Annotated in this window: 14 protein-coding genes; 5 read left to right on the top strand and 9 right to left on the bottom strand. The window is 65.8% G+C overall.

The annotated features are described in order from the left end of the window. Window positions 1–22: 22 nt before the first annotated feature. Genes ACSQ22_RS14400 through trpE form a run of 5 tightly spaced genes read right to left on the bottom strand, consistent with a single transcriptional unit; the run spans window position 23 to window position 3624 of the window. The gene (locus tag ACSQ22_RS14400; RefSeq protein ID WP_436130719.1) at window positions 23–688 is read right to left on the bottom strand and encodes a LysE family translocator; all 666 of its coding nucleotides are present in this window, start codon (window positions 686–688) and stop codon (window positions 23–25) included. An 8-nt stretch (window positions 689–696) separates the two neighbouring features. Next, window positions 697–1203, bottom strand: a complete 507-nt coding sequence (locus tag ACSQ22_RS14395) for a DinB family protein (protein ID WP_436130718.1) — start codon at window positions 1201–1203, stop codon at window positions 697–699. Further along, complete coding sequence (locus tag ACSQ22_RS14390) at window positions 1200–1784, bottom strand: aminodeoxychorismate/anthranilate synthase component II (protein ID WP_436130717.1); 585 nt, start codon at window positions 1782–1784, stop codon at window positions 1200–1202. The genes ACSQ22_RS14395 and ACSQ22_RS14390 overlap by 4 nt, the downstream gene beginning before the upstream one ends. After that, the gene (locus ACSQ22_RS14385; RefSeq protein ID WP_431151034.1) at window positions 1781–2128 is read right to left on the bottom strand and encodes a chorismate mutase; all 348 of its coding nucleotides are present in this window, start codon (window positions 2126–2128) and stop codon (window positions 1781–1783) included. The genes ACSQ22_RS14390 and ACSQ22_RS14385 overlap by 4 nt, the downstream gene beginning before the upstream one ends. Further along, complete coding sequence (gene trpE, locus ACSQ22_RS14380; protein WP_055395603.1) at window positions 2125–3624, bottom strand: anthranilate synthase component I; 1500 nt, start codon at window positions 3622–3624, stop codon at window positions 2125–2127. Before trpE ends, ACSQ22_RS14385 begins: the two co-directional genes overlap by 4 nt. A gap of 361 nt (window positions 3625–3985) precedes the next feature. Between trpE and ACSQ22_RS14375 the strand changes: the two genes are divergently transcribed. Together ACSQ22_RS14375 and ACSQ22_RS14370 are read left to right on the top strand one after the other, a co-directional pair. Further along, complete coding sequence (locus ACSQ22_RS14375) at window positions 3986–4573, top strand: chalcone isomerase family protein (protein WP_055395601.1); 588 nt, start codon at window positions 3986–3988, stop codon at window positions 4571–4573. A 262-nt stretch (window positions 4574–4835) separates the two neighbouring features. Continuing rightward, window positions 4836–6485 carry a methyl-accepting chemotaxis protein gene (locus ACSQ22_RS14370; protein WP_121421415.1) on the top strand — a complete coding sequence of 550 codons (1650 nt, stop codon included), beginning with the start codon at window positions 4836–4838 and terminating at the stop codon, window positions 6483–6485. 7 nt (window positions 6486–6492) lie between these two features. Here ACSQ22_RS14370 and gph read toward each other — a convergent pair whose 3' ends face one another. From gph to ACSQ22_RS14355, 3 genes are all read right to left on the bottom strand, one after another. After that, window positions 6493–7182 carry a phosphoglycolate phosphatase gene (gene gph, locus ACSQ22_RS14365; protein ID WP_436130716.1) on the bottom strand — a complete coding sequence of 230 codons (690 nt, stop codon included), beginning with the start codon at window positions 7180–7182 and terminating at the stop codon, window positions 6493–6495. Between the two features lie 101 nt (window positions 7183–7283). Beyond that, complete coding sequence (locus tag ACSQ22_RS14360) at window positions 7284–8807, bottom strand: hypothetical protein (RefSeq protein WP_436130715.1); 1524 nt, start codon at window positions 8805–8807, stop codon at window positions 7284–7286. Window positions 8808–8809: 2 nt separating this feature from the next. After that, window positions 8810–10048, bottom strand: a complete 1239-nt coding sequence (locus tag ACSQ22_RS14355; RefSeq protein WP_436130830.1) for an SPFH domain-containing protein — start codon at window positions 10046–10048, stop codon at window positions 8810–8812. Window positions 10049–10397: 349 nt separating this feature from the next. Between ACSQ22_RS14355 and ACSQ22_RS14350 the strand changes: the two genes are divergently transcribed. The 3 genes from ACSQ22_RS14350 to ACSQ22_RS14340 all read left to right on the top strand — a co-directional run bounded on the left by ACSQ22_RS14350 (window position 10398) and on the right by ACSQ22_RS14340 (window position 13740). After that, complete coding sequence (locus tag ACSQ22_RS14350) at window positions 10398–11096, top strand: response regulator transcription factor (protein WP_436130714.1); 699 nt, start codon at window positions 10398–10400, stop codon at window positions 11094–11096. Between the two features lie 29 nt (window positions 11097–11125). Further along, entirely contained in the window at window positions 11126–13222 is a 2097-nt protein-coding gene (locus ACSQ22_RS14345) for a sensor histidine kinase (RefSeq protein ID WP_436130829.1), read from the top strand. Between the two features lie 125 nt (window positions 13223–13347). Next, window positions 13348–13740 carry a hypothetical protein gene (locus tag ACSQ22_RS14340; protein ID WP_218301452.1) on the top strand — a complete coding sequence of 131 codons (393 nt, stop codon included), beginning with the start codon at window positions 13348–13350 and terminating at the stop codon, window positions 13738–13740. Between the two features lie 68 nt (window positions 13741–13808). Here the strand turns inward: ACSQ22_RS14340 and rpe are convergent, their stop codons facing one another. Beyond that, window positions 13809–14489 carry a ribulose-phosphate 3-epimerase gene (gene rpe / locus ACSQ22_RS14335; RefSeq protein ID WP_436130713.1) on the bottom strand — a complete coding sequence of 227 codons (681 nt, stop codon included), beginning with the start codon at window positions 14487–14489 and terminating at the stop codon, window positions 13809–13811. Window positions 14490–14546 lie beyond the last annotated feature (57 nt).

Here is a 14546-nt window from a genome sequence, read left to right as displayed (position 1 = left end):
ACGGTGTCTCCTGGGGTGGCGGTCAAGCCGCCGGTTGATCAGTAAAGGCCAGCTTGAGTCCGAAGCCGATGAACATGGCGCCCGCCACGCGGTCCAGCCAGTGCATGCCGCGCTGGATGGCTGTGGCACGGCGCGCCATCCACGAAGCGGCCAGCGCCCAGCCCACATTGACGGGGATGGCGTTCACGTTGAACAGCACGCCCAGCAGCACAAAGGCCAGCGCCTTGTTGTCGGTGCCCGGCGCGATGAACTGCGGCACAAAGGCCAGGAAGAAGATGGCGACCTTGGGATTGAGCACATTGGTCCAGAAGCCGCCGAGGAAAACTTTGCGAAGCGGCGTGTGCGGCGCAGGGGCCGCCTGCGCAGCCGCCAGCGCCGCCGTGTTGCCACCATCAGCACCAGGCTTGGACAGCAGCATGCGCACGCCCATCCACATCAGGTAGGCCGCGCCGATCCACTTGAGCACCGTGAACGCCGTGGCCGAGGTGGCCAGCAGCGCGCCCACACCCACGGCGGCCGCAAAGATGTGCACGAGGCACCCGGCCGTGATGCCCAGCCCCGCAACGATGCCCGCGCGTGTGCCGGAACGCAGCGCGTTGGTAACGATGTAGAGCACATCGGGCCCGGGCGTGAGGTTGAGCAGCCATCCCGCCGCGATGAACATGAGCAGTTGATGAAGTTCGGGCATGGGTGTGTCTACCAGCGTCGGCCAGGTTCCAGGCGGTGCAGGAAGGTCGTCAGCGAATCGCGCGGAGGCTGCACCGCATGCGCGGCCAGGATGCGCCCTGCTGCCCCCCGGTGGTACGTGCCATGCACAACCAAGTGGTTCAGGATCTCGCTGCGCGACATGCGCCCGGTGTCGCCGTCGGTGAAGCGGAAAGCCACGGACTCAGCCAGCTGCGCATCATCCAGCCCGCCCACGTACTGCACATACCAGTCGTCCGACACGCGCACGGCCTCGCTCAAGGTGGCCAGCTCCGGCGTCTCCTCGGTGTTGGTGGCCTGGTAGGTGGTCTGGGGCAGACCCTGCAGGTGGCTGGCAAAGATGCGGTCCACCACGTAGGTGTGGTTCAGGATGCGCACAAACAGCCGGTAGTCGTCGGCAGGCAGCGCGCCTTGCGATGCCGCGCCCAGTGCCAGCAGTTCCTGGTTGGCCCAACGCTTGTACTGGAAAAGCTGGGCCAGGCCCTGGTGGGCTGTCATGCGCGCTGCTCCAGAAAGTTCTTGAGCATGGCGTGACCGTGTTCTGTCAGGATGCTCTCGGGGTGGAACTGCACGCCTTCGATCGCCAGCGTCTTGTGGCGCACGCCCATGATTTCACCGTCGTCGGTCCAGGCGGTCACTTCGAGTACATCCGGGCAGGTGGCGCGCTCGATGGCGAGGGAGTGGTAGCGGTTGACGGTGAACTGCTCGGGCAGCCCGGCAAACACGCCCTTTTGCGTGGTGGTGATGACGCTGGTCTTGCCGTGCATCAGCTCCTGCGCGCGGATGATGTTACCGCCGAAGGCCGCGCCGATGCTCTGGTGGCCCAGGCACACGCCCAGGATGGGCAGCTTGCCGGCAAAGTGCTTGATCGCGGCCACCGAAATACCCGCCTCGGCCGGGGAGCAGGGGCCGGGCGAAATCACCAGGCGGTCAAGCTGGCCCGCATTCAGGCGCGCCTCAATCTCGGCCACGGTGATCTCGTCGTTACGAAACACCTCGACCTCGGCACCCAGTTCACCAAAGTACTGGACGATGTTGTAGGTGAAGCTGTCGTAGTTATCGACCATCAAGAGTTTCATGCGGCGCTCCCGGCAGTGGCGGGCTCGCGCAGGCGGGCGAACTCGCGGTGTTCATAGGCAATGCAGGCTTCCATGAGGCTGCGGTAGATGGCTTCGATCACGTCGGCATCGCCACCTTCGGCCTGTGCGCGCTCGCGCACGCGGTCCACGATGGCCTGGATGCGGGCTTCGTCGCGCACCTGTTCCACGCCTTGCTTGATGCGGGCGGCCTGGGTCATGTAGCCCACGCGCTCCACCAGCAGGGGTACCAGCACGTCGTCCAGCGCGTTCACTTCGCGGCGCACGTCCTGCATGGTGGTGCAGGCCTTCACTTTGGCGATGGCCTTGGGGTCACGGATCGTCATTCCAGGCCCTCCTCAACCAGTTCGGCGGCGCGCAGCAGCGCGCGGGCCTTGTGCTCGGTCTCTTTCCATTCCAGCTCGGGCACCGAATCGGCCACCACACCGGCAGCCGCCTGCACGTAGAGCGTGCCGTTTTTGATGATGCCAGTGCGGATCGCAATGGCCACGTCCATGTCGCCCGCGTAGCTGAGGTAGCCGCAGGCGCCGCCATACAGGCCGCGCTTGGTGGGTTCGAGCTGGTCGATGAGTTCCATGGCGTGCACCTTGGGCGCGCCGGTGAGCGTGCCTGCGGGGAAGGTGGCCTTGAGCACGTCCATGCTGGTCATGCCATCGTGCAGGATGCCCTCCACGTTGCTCACGATGTGCATCACGTGGCTGTAGCGCTCCACCGCAAAGGCTTCGGTCACCTTCACGGTGCCGGTCTTCGCGATGCGGCCGATGTCGTTGCGCGCCAGGTCGATCAGCATCACGTGCTCGGCGCGTTCCTTGGGATCGTTGATGAGTTCGACCTCGGTGGCCTTGTCCTTCTCGGGCGTGGCGCCACGCGGGCGGGTGCCCGCCAGGGGGCGGATGGTGACCTTGGTGCCCTCGTCGGTCTTCTCCTGGCGCACCAGGATCTCGGGGCTGGCACCCACCACATGGAAGTCGCCAAAGTCGTAGAAGTACATGTACGGCGACGGGTTCAGCGAACGCAGCGCGCGGTACAGGCTCAGGGGGCTTTCGGTGTAGCGCTTGTGGATGCGCTGGCCCACCTGCACCTGCATGAAGTCACCGGCCGCAATCAGCTCCTTGGCGCGGTTCACAGCGGCCAGGTAGTCGGCCTTGGCAAAGTCGCGCTGGGCGGGGTGGCTTTCGGTGGCCTTGACCACGGGGGCACTCACCGAATACTTGAGCTGCTCTTTCAGCTCGCGCAGGCGCTTCTTGGCGCGGGTGTAGGCCTCAGGCTGGGCCGGGTCGGCGTAGACGATGAGGTAAAGCTTGCCCGAGAGGTTGTCGATGACCGCCAGTTCTTCGCACTGCAGCAACAGGATGTCGGGGCACCCCAGGGTGTCGGGCGGGCAGGTGGTCTCCAGCTTCTTTTCGATGTAGCGCACCGCGTCGTAACCAAAGTAGCCGGCCAAGCCGCCACAAAAGCGCGGCAGGCCGGGGCGCAGCGCCACCTTGAACCGCTTTTGGTATGCCTCAATGAAGTCGAGCGGATTGCCTTGGGCGGTTTCGACCACCTGGCCGTCCGTCACGACCTCGGTTTTGGCCTGCGCCCCAAAGCCGCTGGCCCGCAGCAGCGTGCGTGCGGGCAGGCCGATGAAACTGTAGCGCCCGAAGCGCTCGCCACCCACCACGGATTCGAGCAGGAAGCTGTGCTTGCCGCCGTCCTTGGTGTGCGCCAGCTTCAGGTAGAGCGAGAGGGGGGTTTCCAGGTCCGCAAAGGCCTCGACCATGAGCGGAATGCGGTTGTAGCCTTCGCTGGCCAGGCTTTTGAATTCAAGTTCTGTGATCACGGGGAGGGCTCCCAGCTGTCGCAGCGCGTGTCCCTGTCAATGGAAAAGGGTCGCTGCGGTCCATTCAATCGGCCTCACCGCATCGGGGTGGAGGCCACGGGTGCACGCTGGGGCAGCTGCCCAGGTGCCATCAGGCGTTCAAAGCGACAGGCTGACGCCAGGGCCAGGCTCCCCGGTCGCTGCAACCTGTGATGAACACGTGGTGAATGAACATGGGCCAAAGTGTAGCAAAGCTTTTTTCAGGGCCTGAGTTGACGACTCTCAAGGCGAGATCGCACAACCACTCGAAAACCCTGTTGCGGCCCGGCAGGAGCACTGCAACAATTTGAAACGAACGACCGTTCTTTTTTAGGAGTTGCGCATGAAGTTTCTCCAGCGATGTGCCGCAGCAGCCGTGGCCTGCCTGTTGGCGGCCGGTGCTATTGCCCAGCCCATCACCGTGGCCGACGTCAAGTATGAAGAGACGAGCAGCCTGAGTGGCAGCAGCCTTCAGCTCAATGGCGCAGGGGTTCGCTACAAGGCCGTGTTCAAGGTGTACACCGCAGGCCTGTACCTTGAAAAGAAGGCCTCGACGCCCGCTGAAATCATGGCCCTGAAGGGCCCCAAGCGCATGAGCATCACCATGCTGCGCGAGATCGACTCCACCGAGCTGGGCAAGCTGTTCTCGCGCGGCATGGAGGACAACATGGACCGCGCAGCGTTCTCCAAGCTCATCCCGGGCGTGCTGCGCATGAGCCAGATCTTCTCGGACCACAAGAAGCTGCAGGCGGGCGACCAGTTCATGATCGACTGGATACCAGGTACCGGCACGGTGATCACGGTCAAGGGCAAGCCCCAGGGCGAGCCTTTCAAGGAGCCGGAGTTCTTCAACGCGCTGCTGGGCATCTGGCTGGGCAATGTGCCCGCCGACTGGAAGCTCAAGGACGCCCTTCTGGGCAAGCCTGCGTAACCCCCTGGGACAAACCCCGAGGCACTTCCGCCCGGGGCTGTCCCGCGCCCGACAGACGCGCTCCCTACTCGGGAGTAGCCTTTGGACCAACGAGCACACCCGCCCCTCACTGATGAAACAACGGCCTCTTGCTGCGCGCACCCCGCAGTCACTGATGCCACGGCCTGAACCGAGATTTTCGCGCTACCCGCGCCCCGCAACGAGCCGTCTGTAACGCCCCCAATTTTCTGCCCCCAGATACCTTTTTGCGCCAGACCCCACCATGAAACTCAGCAACCTTTCCGTCGGCCTGCGCCTGGGCGCGTCGTTCGGTGCCATCCTGCTCATCACCGCGTTGATTGCCGCCACCGGCATGTGGCGCATCGCGAGCCTGCAAGGAGCCAGCGAACGCGTGGCCACCCAGGAGATCGAGCAGCAGACCCTGGTGGAGAACTGGGCGTCAGACATCCGCCTGAACTGGGTGCGCACCGAGGCCTTCCTCAAGGCCATTGACCGCGACTACATGGAAAAGCTCACGGCCGACACGCAGGCCACAGCCAAAGGCATCGAGGGCAAGGTCCAGCGCATCGAAGGCCTGGTACAGGGAGACAAGAACCGTGCGCAACTGGCCACCATTGCCGCCGCCAGCAAGGCCTACAACGACAAACTCGCCGAGATCCGCGAACTGCACCGTGGCGGCGAGCCCAATGTGCCCACGCTGGTGGACAAGGACTTGCGCCCTCTGGCGGACAAGTACCTCCAATCCCTCGACGACCTGCGCACTGCCATGGCCGCGCAGCTGGCCGACAGCCAGGGCGACACCAGCACGCTGGCCAAGGCCAGCCAGGTGTTGCTGGGCGTGGGCACACTGATAGCCGTGGCACTGGGGGCACTATTGGCCTTCACCGTCACACGCTCCATCGTGCAACCTGTGCAGCGGGGCAAGCAGGCGGCGGAGAGCATTGCCGATGGCGACCTGACCCACCCCATCGAAGCCAGCGGCAATGACGAAACCGGCCAACTGCTGCAGGCGCTGGCCACCATGCAATCGCGCCTGGCCACCATCGTCGGCAATGTGCGCCACAACGCAGAAGGCGTGGCCACCGCCAGCGTCGAAATTGCATCCGGCAACAACGACCTCTCGGCACGCACGGAACAGCAAGCCTCAGCCTTGCAGCAGACCGCCGCATCCATGGAAGAACTTGGCTCCACGGTGCGCCAAAACGCCGACAACGCGCGCACGGCCAATCAGCTCGCCATGAGCGCATCCACCGTGGCCCAACAGGGAGGCGATGTGGTGGCCGAAGTGGTCGAGACCATGAAGGGCATCAACGACAGCAGCCGCAAGATCGCCGACATCATCAGCGTCATCGACGGCATCGCCTTCCAGACCAACATCCTGGCCCTGAATGCTGCCGTGGAGGCTGCGCGCGCGGGCGAACAGGGGCGCGGCTTTGCCGTGGTGGCCGGGGAAGTGCGCAGCCTCGCTGGACGCAGCGCTGAAGCCGCCAAGGAGATCAAGGGCCTGATCGGCACCAGCGTGGAGCGTGTGGAGCGCGGCACAGCCCTGGTGGACAAGGCCGGCGCCACCATGAGCGAAGTGGTTGCATCGATCCGCCGCGTGACGGAGATCATGGGCGAGATCAGCGCAGCCAGCAGCGAACAGAGTCAGGGTGTCTCGCAGGTGGGCGAAGCCATCACGCAGATGGACCAGGCCACGCAGCAGAACGCGGCCCTGGTAGAGCAAAGCGCAGCAGCGGCCGACAGCCTCAAGACACAGGCGGGGCAGCTGGTGGATGCGGTGGCGGTTTTCCGCCTCTCAGCCAACACCACCCGCCACGGCGATGCAACGCCCGCCCCCGTGCGCGGCAGCAGCATCAGCGCATCGCGGCTGGACTACCGCGCCGTGGCGCCACGCCAGTTACCCGCCTGAGAGCGGCTCAGGTCAGCTGCGCCAGCGAATCCACAAAACCGTCGGCATCCACGGCCCGAACGGGCGCGCCGTGGTTGTAGCCGTAGGTGACCAGCACCACGGGGCACCCGGCCGCGCGGGCAGCCTGCGCGTCGTTGCTGGAATCGCCCAGCATCAGCGTGCGCGCGGGGGCAGTGCCCAGCGCTTCGCAGGTCTTGAGGAGGGGCAGAGGATCGGGCTTCTTGCGCTCGAAGGCGTCACCGCCAAACACTTTCTCGAAATACCCATCGAGGCCCTTGGACTTCAGAAGCGGCAGCGCAAAGTCCGTGGGTTTGTTGGTCAGGCAGGCCAGGCGCAGCCCCCGGGCACGCAGCGCCTTCAGACCGTCCTCTACACCCCGGTAAACCCCTGCAAACTGGCCGTTGATGTCCAGGTAGTGGCGCTGGTAGCTGGCCCAGGCTGCAGGATAGTATGCTTCGCTTTTTATAGCATCTTGCGCAATACCATCAAGCGCCAGAACGTGTTTTAGCACTGATCGCAGCAAATGCTCCGAGCCTTTGCCCACCATGTGTTCGATGTGCAGGGCCTCGATGGCCGGCAGAGCCAGCTCACGGAGCATGCGATTGATCGCCTCGTTGAAATCCCCCATGGTGTCCACCATGGTGCCGTCCAGGTCCACGATGACGGCATCTACACGGGACAGCAGAGAAGACAACATGGGGTCAGCGGCGTGGGACATAAGGCAGAAAGACGGAAGAGGAAAAAGTTGCCCAAGTTTAAGGAACCGATGAAGCCTTCTTCCTCCCGCCCACCCTGCATTCAGCGCAAGCTCAGCGTCTGCAGCTTCCACGCAGGGTCTTGCCAACGCTGAAACAAAGGCAGCGCTGCTACATCGCCCGTGACCCGCTCAGTGGTCAGGCCGTCCAACCGCACCACCTCAAAGCTCTTGCGGTAGCGCCCCTGGCCGCGCGCCTCGCGTGCCACCAGCATCTGCTGGCCGCCAGGCACCCATCCGGCCCACTCGGCCACGCCGGTTTCTGGCGTGGTGGCCGCTGGCGGCAGCACATCGGCGAGCCAGCCGCCTTCGGTCTTGCGCAGCACCCACAGCTCGCGCCAGCCTTCCAGGGGTTGCACGGCCAAGGCCACCGCCGTGCCTTCGCGGTTGGTGCTGGCCGACGCAGACCAGACCACGCCATAGGTGCAACGGCGCAGCAGCGGGGCCTGGGCCGTGTGCTGGGCATCCACCAGCAGCACACAGGTTTCACCGGGAGCGCCGGGCTCGGTCACCAGGGTCGGGCGGGCTGCTTTGGATGGGGCCGCTGGCGCGGTGGTGGGCACCAGTGCCCAGCGCACCGCACTCACGCGCATGGCAGCGTCGTTGTAGGCGCTCTGGTCTTCATCGGGCAGGTCGGCCTTGCTCACGCCGGCGAACTCGGTCAGCGCGCGCGCAGCAGCGGCAGCCACCGCTGGATCTGCAACATTTTTGCGCGCCTGCTCGAAAGCCGTGGCGCCCCACACGCTGGCGCGGCGCATCTGTACGCGGTTGCGCAGGTAGGGCGGCAAGCCGGCAACGTCCACACGCTCCAGCACATCGACCTGCCAGGCGTGCACCTTGGCGCGTTCGTGGGCTGGCAGGTCGGGGTTGATGCACTCTGGCCGCGTCAGCGCCAGGGCGGCGCGGGCGCGCTGGGCGGCATCGGCCACCGGCATGGCCAGCACGCGGCGAAAGGCTTCGCCTTCATAGCAAACCTGCATGCGGCCCTCCACCTCATAGGTGGAAAAACGCACGCCGTAGGCATTGGCCACATCCAGGTGCGCGGACAGCGTGGCCCCCGAGGCCTTGCCCGGCACGGCCACCGAGGCGCGGCGTGCAAGCCGGTCGGCGAACGTGCCCAGCGCATCAAAAGCCTGTGCGCCCTCGACACCCGCCAGCAGCTGGCCGGGAGCCGCCTGCAGGTAGGCGGCGGTGAGGCCAATCCCCAGCGCCTCAGCACCCGGCGTGTCTTGCATGAAACGCAGCACAGCCAGCAACGCGGGGCCTTCGGCCTCGGTCAGTGCCATGCGGCGCACATCGCTGGCGCGGATGAAGCCGCCGCGCTCACGCTTGTGGTCCCACACCTGCAGGTAATCCAGGCGCTCGCCGCGCACCTCCAGCACCTCGCCCTGCCACAGGCTGGCCTGCTGCTGGGCGCCATCGCGCGGCGCGGCACGCAGGCTGGCCTGGTCCTGCACCACGATGGCACTGCCCAGGGTATTGACCGAAGCAGGAGGCACGGCGGCAGAGGCCACCGTGACTGCAGCGCTGGCGACCGCTGCAATGAAGGTCAAGGTCGTGAGATTCATGTTCACTGCTCCACAGCCTGGACGGTGGAGGTGTCGTCGGCCACGCCCGCAGCCTGCACGACACCGGCTTGCGCATTGCGGTTGCCGCCCAGCAGCGCCGCGCCGATGAAATCACCGTTGGTCGGAGGCGGCGCGATGATGACCTGGATCTTGTCGGAGAGCTTGTCGGCCAGCGTCTTCTGGATGAGCAGCGGATGCTTGGTGACCAGCGCTCCTTCGCGCGCCATCTGCTCGGCGTTCACCTTGCCAATGCGGTCCATGCGGTAGGCCTCGGCCTCAGCCAGCTTCTGGCGGGCATCCGCCTCGCCGTTGGCTTCGATGCGGCGGGCCTGGGCGCTGCCCTCGGCGGCCTTGATGCGCGATACCTTTTCGGCCTCGGCCTCCAGCTGGCGCTGCTCGATCTGGCGCTGCTTGAAGGGCAGCACATGTTTCATCGCCTCTTCCTGGGCGCGGGCGGCGATCACCTGCTCGCGGGCCGCAGCTTCAGCAGCCACCTCGCGGCGCACCTTATCTGCATTGGCGTCGAGTTCGGTCTCCTTCACACGCTTGTCTTTCAGCTCCAGCGTGTAGCGCATCTTCTCGGAAGCCAGTTCCTCGGCCAGCAGGCTGTCCATGCCGCGGCGGTACTCGGCGGGCAGGTCCACCTTGCCGATCTGCACGTGGCGCAGCAGCACGCCATCGGCGGCCAGGCGCGTGCGCAGCTCGGTCTCGATGATTTGTGCGATCTCGGCACGCTTGGACGAGAAAATTTCACGCACGGTGTAGCGGGCGAACACCTTGTAGACCAACCCCTGCACGGCAGGTGCCACGATGTCGGCGTCCACATCATCGGGCAGGCGGCCAGCCTTGACGGTTTCGGAGGCAGGATCGAGTGCGTAGCGCACACTCAGGTCGAGCCCGAACGACAGGCCTTCCACCGATTGCAAGGGTGCGCTGCCATTGGCCTGGCGCATGGCTTCAGGGCGGTAGCTCTGGTCCCGCAGAGAGAAGATGCGCACGCTGTGCAGGCCCGGAACCACCCACATGCTGCCATCACGCCACTGGCTCACCGAACCGGTGAACTGGTTCATGCGGACCGCCAGCTCACCCTGGCCCAGCTGCTGCACCGGCGGGTGGCGAAGCACAAGGCCCCCTGCACCGACCACCACGGCACCGGCCACCATCCAGCGCACCGTGCTGGCCGTGGGCAGCAGGTACGCCCAGTGGATGCGCCCTGCGTCCACGTCTGCGGATGCTGGCATGGCAGCTTCCGTCTGCGAAGGTGCCGCGTCTTGCGGCCATTCGCCGCTGGCGTCCAGCGGGCGGGGGGCGGCATTGCGACCACGCAGGGCTTGTACGATGCGGTTCCAGGCGGTTTTCATGGTGTTTCTCTCTCTCGGTAGGGTGTGATTTGTTGTCTGCTTCTGAGCGGCCTCACCGGGCTGCTCATTGGGGACTGATTCTTCGGTTTCACCCCGGAAGCAACAACACATCGCGCGCCCCAAAGCCCTCACAACCACCGCACAAACCCTCCGGGCCCGGAAGAAACCTTCACACCGGGCAAGCAAGGCGCCCCGGATAATCGACGCACCCTTACTCCGCGCCCCGCCCATGACCCGCATTGCCGTGATCGAAGACGACCTGCCCACCAGCAACCAGCTGGCGGGCTGGATTGCCAGTGCGAAGAGCGGCATCGTGATTGACCAGTGGTTCACGCGCGACGAAGCCGAAGCCGCCCTGGCGCGCGAGCACTACGACGCCGTGGTCCTTGACATCGAACTGGGCCGTGAGCGCCATGCGGGCGTGGCGCTCATCAACGCCATCAACAAGCGCCGCCAGGGCACACCGGTGCTGGTGGTGTCGGCCATGCCTGCGGCCATCTACCGCAGCATCATGAAGGCGCTGGACGCGTGGGACTACCTGCAAAAGACCACGTTCGAGGAGGCCGACTTCATCGAGACCTTTCTCGACATCCTGCGCACCACGCAGGCACAGACTCCGACCCGCACAGCACCCGCCCCGGTGGACGATGCGCTGGTGCTGGACCCGCTGTGGCAGCGCTCCCCCACCTGGCGCGGCGAGCGCATCAACCTGCCGCTGACGGCCCAGCGCATCCTGGCCACGCTGCACCAGCGCAGTGGCGAGGTGGTGTCGTACGACGAACTTTTTGAGGTGGTGAAAAGCGGGCGCAACCGCGACAACGTGCGCAAGCACGTCAGCACCATCCGCGAGGCCCTGCGCGAGGTGGACCCCAGCTTTGAAGGCATTGAGAACGTGCCCATGCGCGGCTTTCGCTGGACTGGCAAGTGAAGCGTCTGCTCCGCCACCCCGCGCTGGAAATGCCCCGCCTGGGCCTGCCCGCCTTCCGGTTGCGGATTCTGGTGCGCAGCGTGTTTGTACTGCTGGCGCTGGCCACCGTCGCGCTGAGCGTGGTGCTGCTCAAGGAGGAAAAGGAGCGTGGCTGGCAGAGCTACCAGCACGGCTTCGCGCGCAGCCAGTCCGAGGTCATGGCCCGTCTGCGCCACCCCTCTGGGCAGCTGGCCTTGCTCAATGCGGGCAACCGTGGCGCCGCCCCCGCGCCGCTGGCGCCCCTGCTGCTGCCCTATGCGGCGCTAGATTTCGACGACCAGAACAAGGCCCAACAGGCCGTGGAAATGGCGGGCTGCGCGGTGCAGTACCCCGACGGTTCGTCGGTCTGCGCGGCCATCGGCAACAACCCCTATGCCGGGGGCTTCATTTACCTGGTGGGTAGCTTCTACGCGGGCGAGCTGGTGCCGCGCGAACGTGGCGCTCTGGATCTACAGGCCGTGCACCGCGCCCGCATCACGCTGGACATGCGCGGCGCTACCTACCGCTGGGTGGCGCCTTTTGAAGCACTGCCACCCCAGGGCACGATCAGCACCCGGGGCCGCCTGACAGGATTCGTGGACAGCGGAGAAGAGTCCCTGGATGCCCGGGCGCGGCCAGTGCGGGATTTTCGCGGCTGGCTCTGGCAGAACGGCCAGTGCCGGGATCTGGCGGGCGCCGTGCCCGATTGCCTGCGCCGCACCTTCTACTCCATCCGCCTGCCGGTGGAGCTGTTCCGCGAAGCGCTGTTTGACAAGCAGCGCCTGGTCTGGCCGCCACAGGATCTTGGCAACATGCGCGTGCGGGTGGAAATGCTGGCGCCTGGCACGGGCGCGGCGCTGTTCGACAGCAATGCCCCCGGTGCCCAGGCTGCGGCTTCGCTGGCGGATGTGGCGCGCACCCTGCTGCCCGGCGAACAGGTGCAGATCCGCAAGCTGGGCACGAGCGACAGCGAAGCGATCACGCTCAAGGGTTCCGAAGTGCAGGCAGACCCGTCGGCGCCCTGGCTGCTGCGCCTTATCAGCTGGCTGCCGCTGGAGTGGCAAGCCGCTGGCGATCATCGGGCGCAGCCGGTACCGGCCGGCCTCGACATTCTGGACACCCCGGCGGGCAACTATGCCGTCACCTTTACCGGCAACCTGCGCGGCGTGGAGCAGGGCCTTGCCGCCGTGGCCACCCGCATGTCGTGGTACCTGGGCGCCATGCTCGCGGCCATCGCGCTGGCCTGGCTGGTGGTGGAGGTGGGACTCATCCGCCGCGTGACCGCCCTCACCCGCCGCGCGGCAGCGGTTTCGTACAACGTGCAGGACGGGCACATCGGCCCCCGCCTGGGCGACCTGGACGTGTCGGACCTGCGCGGGTCGGACGAGCTGGGCATTCTGGCTGGCGGCCTGGCCGACCTGCTCCAGCGTGTGAAGGACGATATCCAGCGCGAACAGTTGCGCGCCCAGCAGGAGCGCGACATGTGGCATGCCGTGGGGCACGAGATCATGTCCCCTTTGCAATCGCTCATGGTGCTGCACGGCAGCGCCGACGACCCGGGCCACCGCTACATCCAGCGCATGCAGCAGGCCGTGCATGTGCTGTATGGCACGGCCTCCCCCGCGGAGGCGTTGCAGGCGGCCGACGTGCCGCAAGGTCGACTGGACCTGGATGCCTTCCTGCACCACGTGGCCAACAACGCGCACTTTGCAGGCATCGACAACGTGGTCTATGAAGGAGGGGCGGGCCCGGTCATCGTTCGGGCGGACGAATTTGCATTGGAAGACGTGGTGACCCATATCCTGCGTAATGCCGACCGCTACCGCCCGCCGGGCACGCACATCACGCTGACGCTGGCGGCCTCCGAATCGACTGCCAGCGCCACGCTGCGCAACCAGGGTGTCACCATTGCCGAGGATCTGCTGGGGCGCATCTTTGAGCTGGGGGTGTCCGACCCCAGCCTTCCAATGCCCGACGGCGAGAGCGGGCACCGGGGCCAGGGCCTGTTCGTGGCCAAGACCTACATGGCCAAGATGGGTGGCACGATCAACGCGCGCAATACGGCCGACGGCGTGGCCTTCGTGCTGACCTTTCAGCGCCTGGGCTGACCCGGCCCGAAACGCGCGCCCCGCGCACGGCAGGGGGCGGCACTGTCCGACAGGGGCGCGCAGCAGGGGGGCCTACCCTGCAGGCATACGTTCAGACCATCTGCGATTGCCCCAGGAGCCCTTTCATGAACCGCATTCCCTTTGCCACCCCCCTCTTCACCGCCGCCTTGTTGCTGGCATGCGCGGGTGTATCCGCACAAACGCCGCCTCAGGATGCGCGGGCACGCTATGAGCAGGAGCGGGAAAAGTGCATGACCAACAACACCCAGGACAGTCTGGCCACCTGCCTGCGCGAGGCCAACAACGCGCTGGATGCTTCGCGCAAGGGCGATCTGAGCAACCCTGGAGCCGCCGCAAACGACAACGCCACACAGCGTTGTGCTGCGTTCCAGACGGCTGCCGACCAGGCTGATTGCATGCGCCGTGTGCAAAGCAGCCCGGCGAGTGGCTCGGTGTCCGGCGGCGGCGTGTTGCGTGAATCGACCACCACGACGATCACCGTCCCTGCGCAACAATAACCAAGCTCCAGGAAGGCGTGGTCTGTGAAAACGGCCACCGCGCAATGTCTGCGCAGCGGCTCAGGAGATCATCCCAGTTCTACGCGCATCGCGTCGATGACGCCTTGGTAGTCGGGCTTGCCAAAGATGGCGCTGCCCGCCACAAAGGTGTCGGCACCCGCATCGGCCACGCGGCGGATGTTGTCGGTCTTGATGCCGCCATCCACTTCCAGGCGGATGTCCTTGCCCGAGGCGTCGATGCGCTTGCGCACAGCTTCGATCTTGCGCAGGGCCGAGTCGATGAAGCTCTGGCCGCCAAAGCCAGGGTTCACGCTCATGATGAGAATGAGGTCGATGTCGTCGATCACCCAGTCGAGAACGTCCAGCGGCTCCGCCGGATTGAACACCAGGCCGGGCTTGACGCCCTTGGAACGGATGGCCTGGATGCTGCGGTGCACATGGCCCGAGGCGTCGGGGTGAAAGCTGATGTAGTCCGCACCCGCGTCGGCAAACGCGGCGGCCAAGGCGTCCACCGGCTGGATCATCAGGTGCACATCGATCGGTACGGCCACACCGGCGGCGGTCTTGGCATGGGGCTTGAGCGCCTGGCACACCATGGGGCCGAAGGTGAGGTTGGGCACGTAATGGTTGTCCATCACGTCGAAGTGGATCCAGTCTGCGCCAGCGGCAATGACATTGCGCACCTCTTCACCCAAGCGGGCGAAGTCGGCGGAGAGGATGGAGGGGGCGATTCGGAATGTGCGGCTCATCCCCCGATTGTCGCAAAGCGCAGAAGGTCTGGGGTTTTACCCCATGGACATGCACTT

The organism is Acidovorax sp. LjRoot38, from assembly GCF_964252975.1.
GTDB classification, from domain to species: domain Bacteria; phylum Pseudomonadota; class Gammaproteobacteria; order Burkholderiales; family Burkholderiaceae_C; genus Acidovorax; species Acidovorax facilis.
Note: the sequence above shows the minus strand (reverse complement) of the source record. Positions and strands in the feature narration are given on the sequence as shown.

Coding starts and splice junctions, on each gene's coding strand:
- ACSQ22_RS14400 (WP_436130719.1), bottom strand. CDS start 688: ATGCCCGAACTTCATCAACTGCTCATGTTCATCGCGGCGGGATGGCTG.
- ACSQ22_RS14395 (WP_436130718.1), bottom strand. CDS start 1,203: ATGACAGCCCACCAGGGCCTGGCCCAGCTTTTCCAGTACAAGCGTTGG.
- ACSQ22_RS14390 (WP_436130717.1), bottom strand. CDS start 1,784: ATGAAACTCTTGATGGTCGATAACTACGACAGCTTCACCTACAACATC.
- ACSQ22_RS14385 (WP_431151034.1), bottom strand. CDS start 2,128: ATGACGATCCGTGACCCCAAGGCCATCGCCAAAGTGAAGGCCTGCACC.
- ACSQ22_RS14375 (WP_055395601.1), top strand. CDS start 3,986: ATGAAGTTTCTCCAGCGATGTGCCGCAGCAGCCGTGGCCTGCCTGTTG.
- ACSQ22_RS14370 (WP_121421415.1), top strand. CDS start 4,836: ATGAAACTCAGCAACCTTTCCGTCGGCCTGCGCCTGGGCGCGTCGTTC.
- gph (WP_436130716.1), bottom strand. CDS start 7,182: ATGTTGTCTTCTCTGCTGTCCCGTGTAGATGCCGTCATCGTGGACCTG.
- ACSQ22_RS14360 (WP_436130715.1), bottom strand. CDS start 8,807: ATGAATCTCACGACCTTGACCTTCATTGCAGCGGTCGCCAGCGCTGCA.
- ACSQ22_RS14355 (WP_436130830.1), bottom strand. CDS start 10,048: ATGCCAGCATCCGCAGACGTGGACGCAGGGCGCATCCACTGGGCGTAC.
- ACSQ22_RS14350 (WP_436130714.1), top strand. CDS start 10,398: ATGACCCGCATTGCCGTGATCGAAGACGACCTGCCCACCAGCAACCAG.
- ACSQ22_RS14345 (WP_436130829.1), top strand. CDS start 11,126: ATGCCCCGCCTGGGCCTGCCCGCCTTCCGGTTGCGGATTCTGGTGCGC.
- ACSQ22_RS14340 (WP_218301452.1), top strand. CDS start 13,348: ATGAACCGCATTCCCTTTGCCACCCCCCTCTTCACCGCCGCCTTGTTG.
- rpe (WP_436130713.1), bottom strand. CDS start 14,489: ATGAGCCGCACATTCCGAATCGCCCCCTCCATCCTCTCCGCCGACTTC.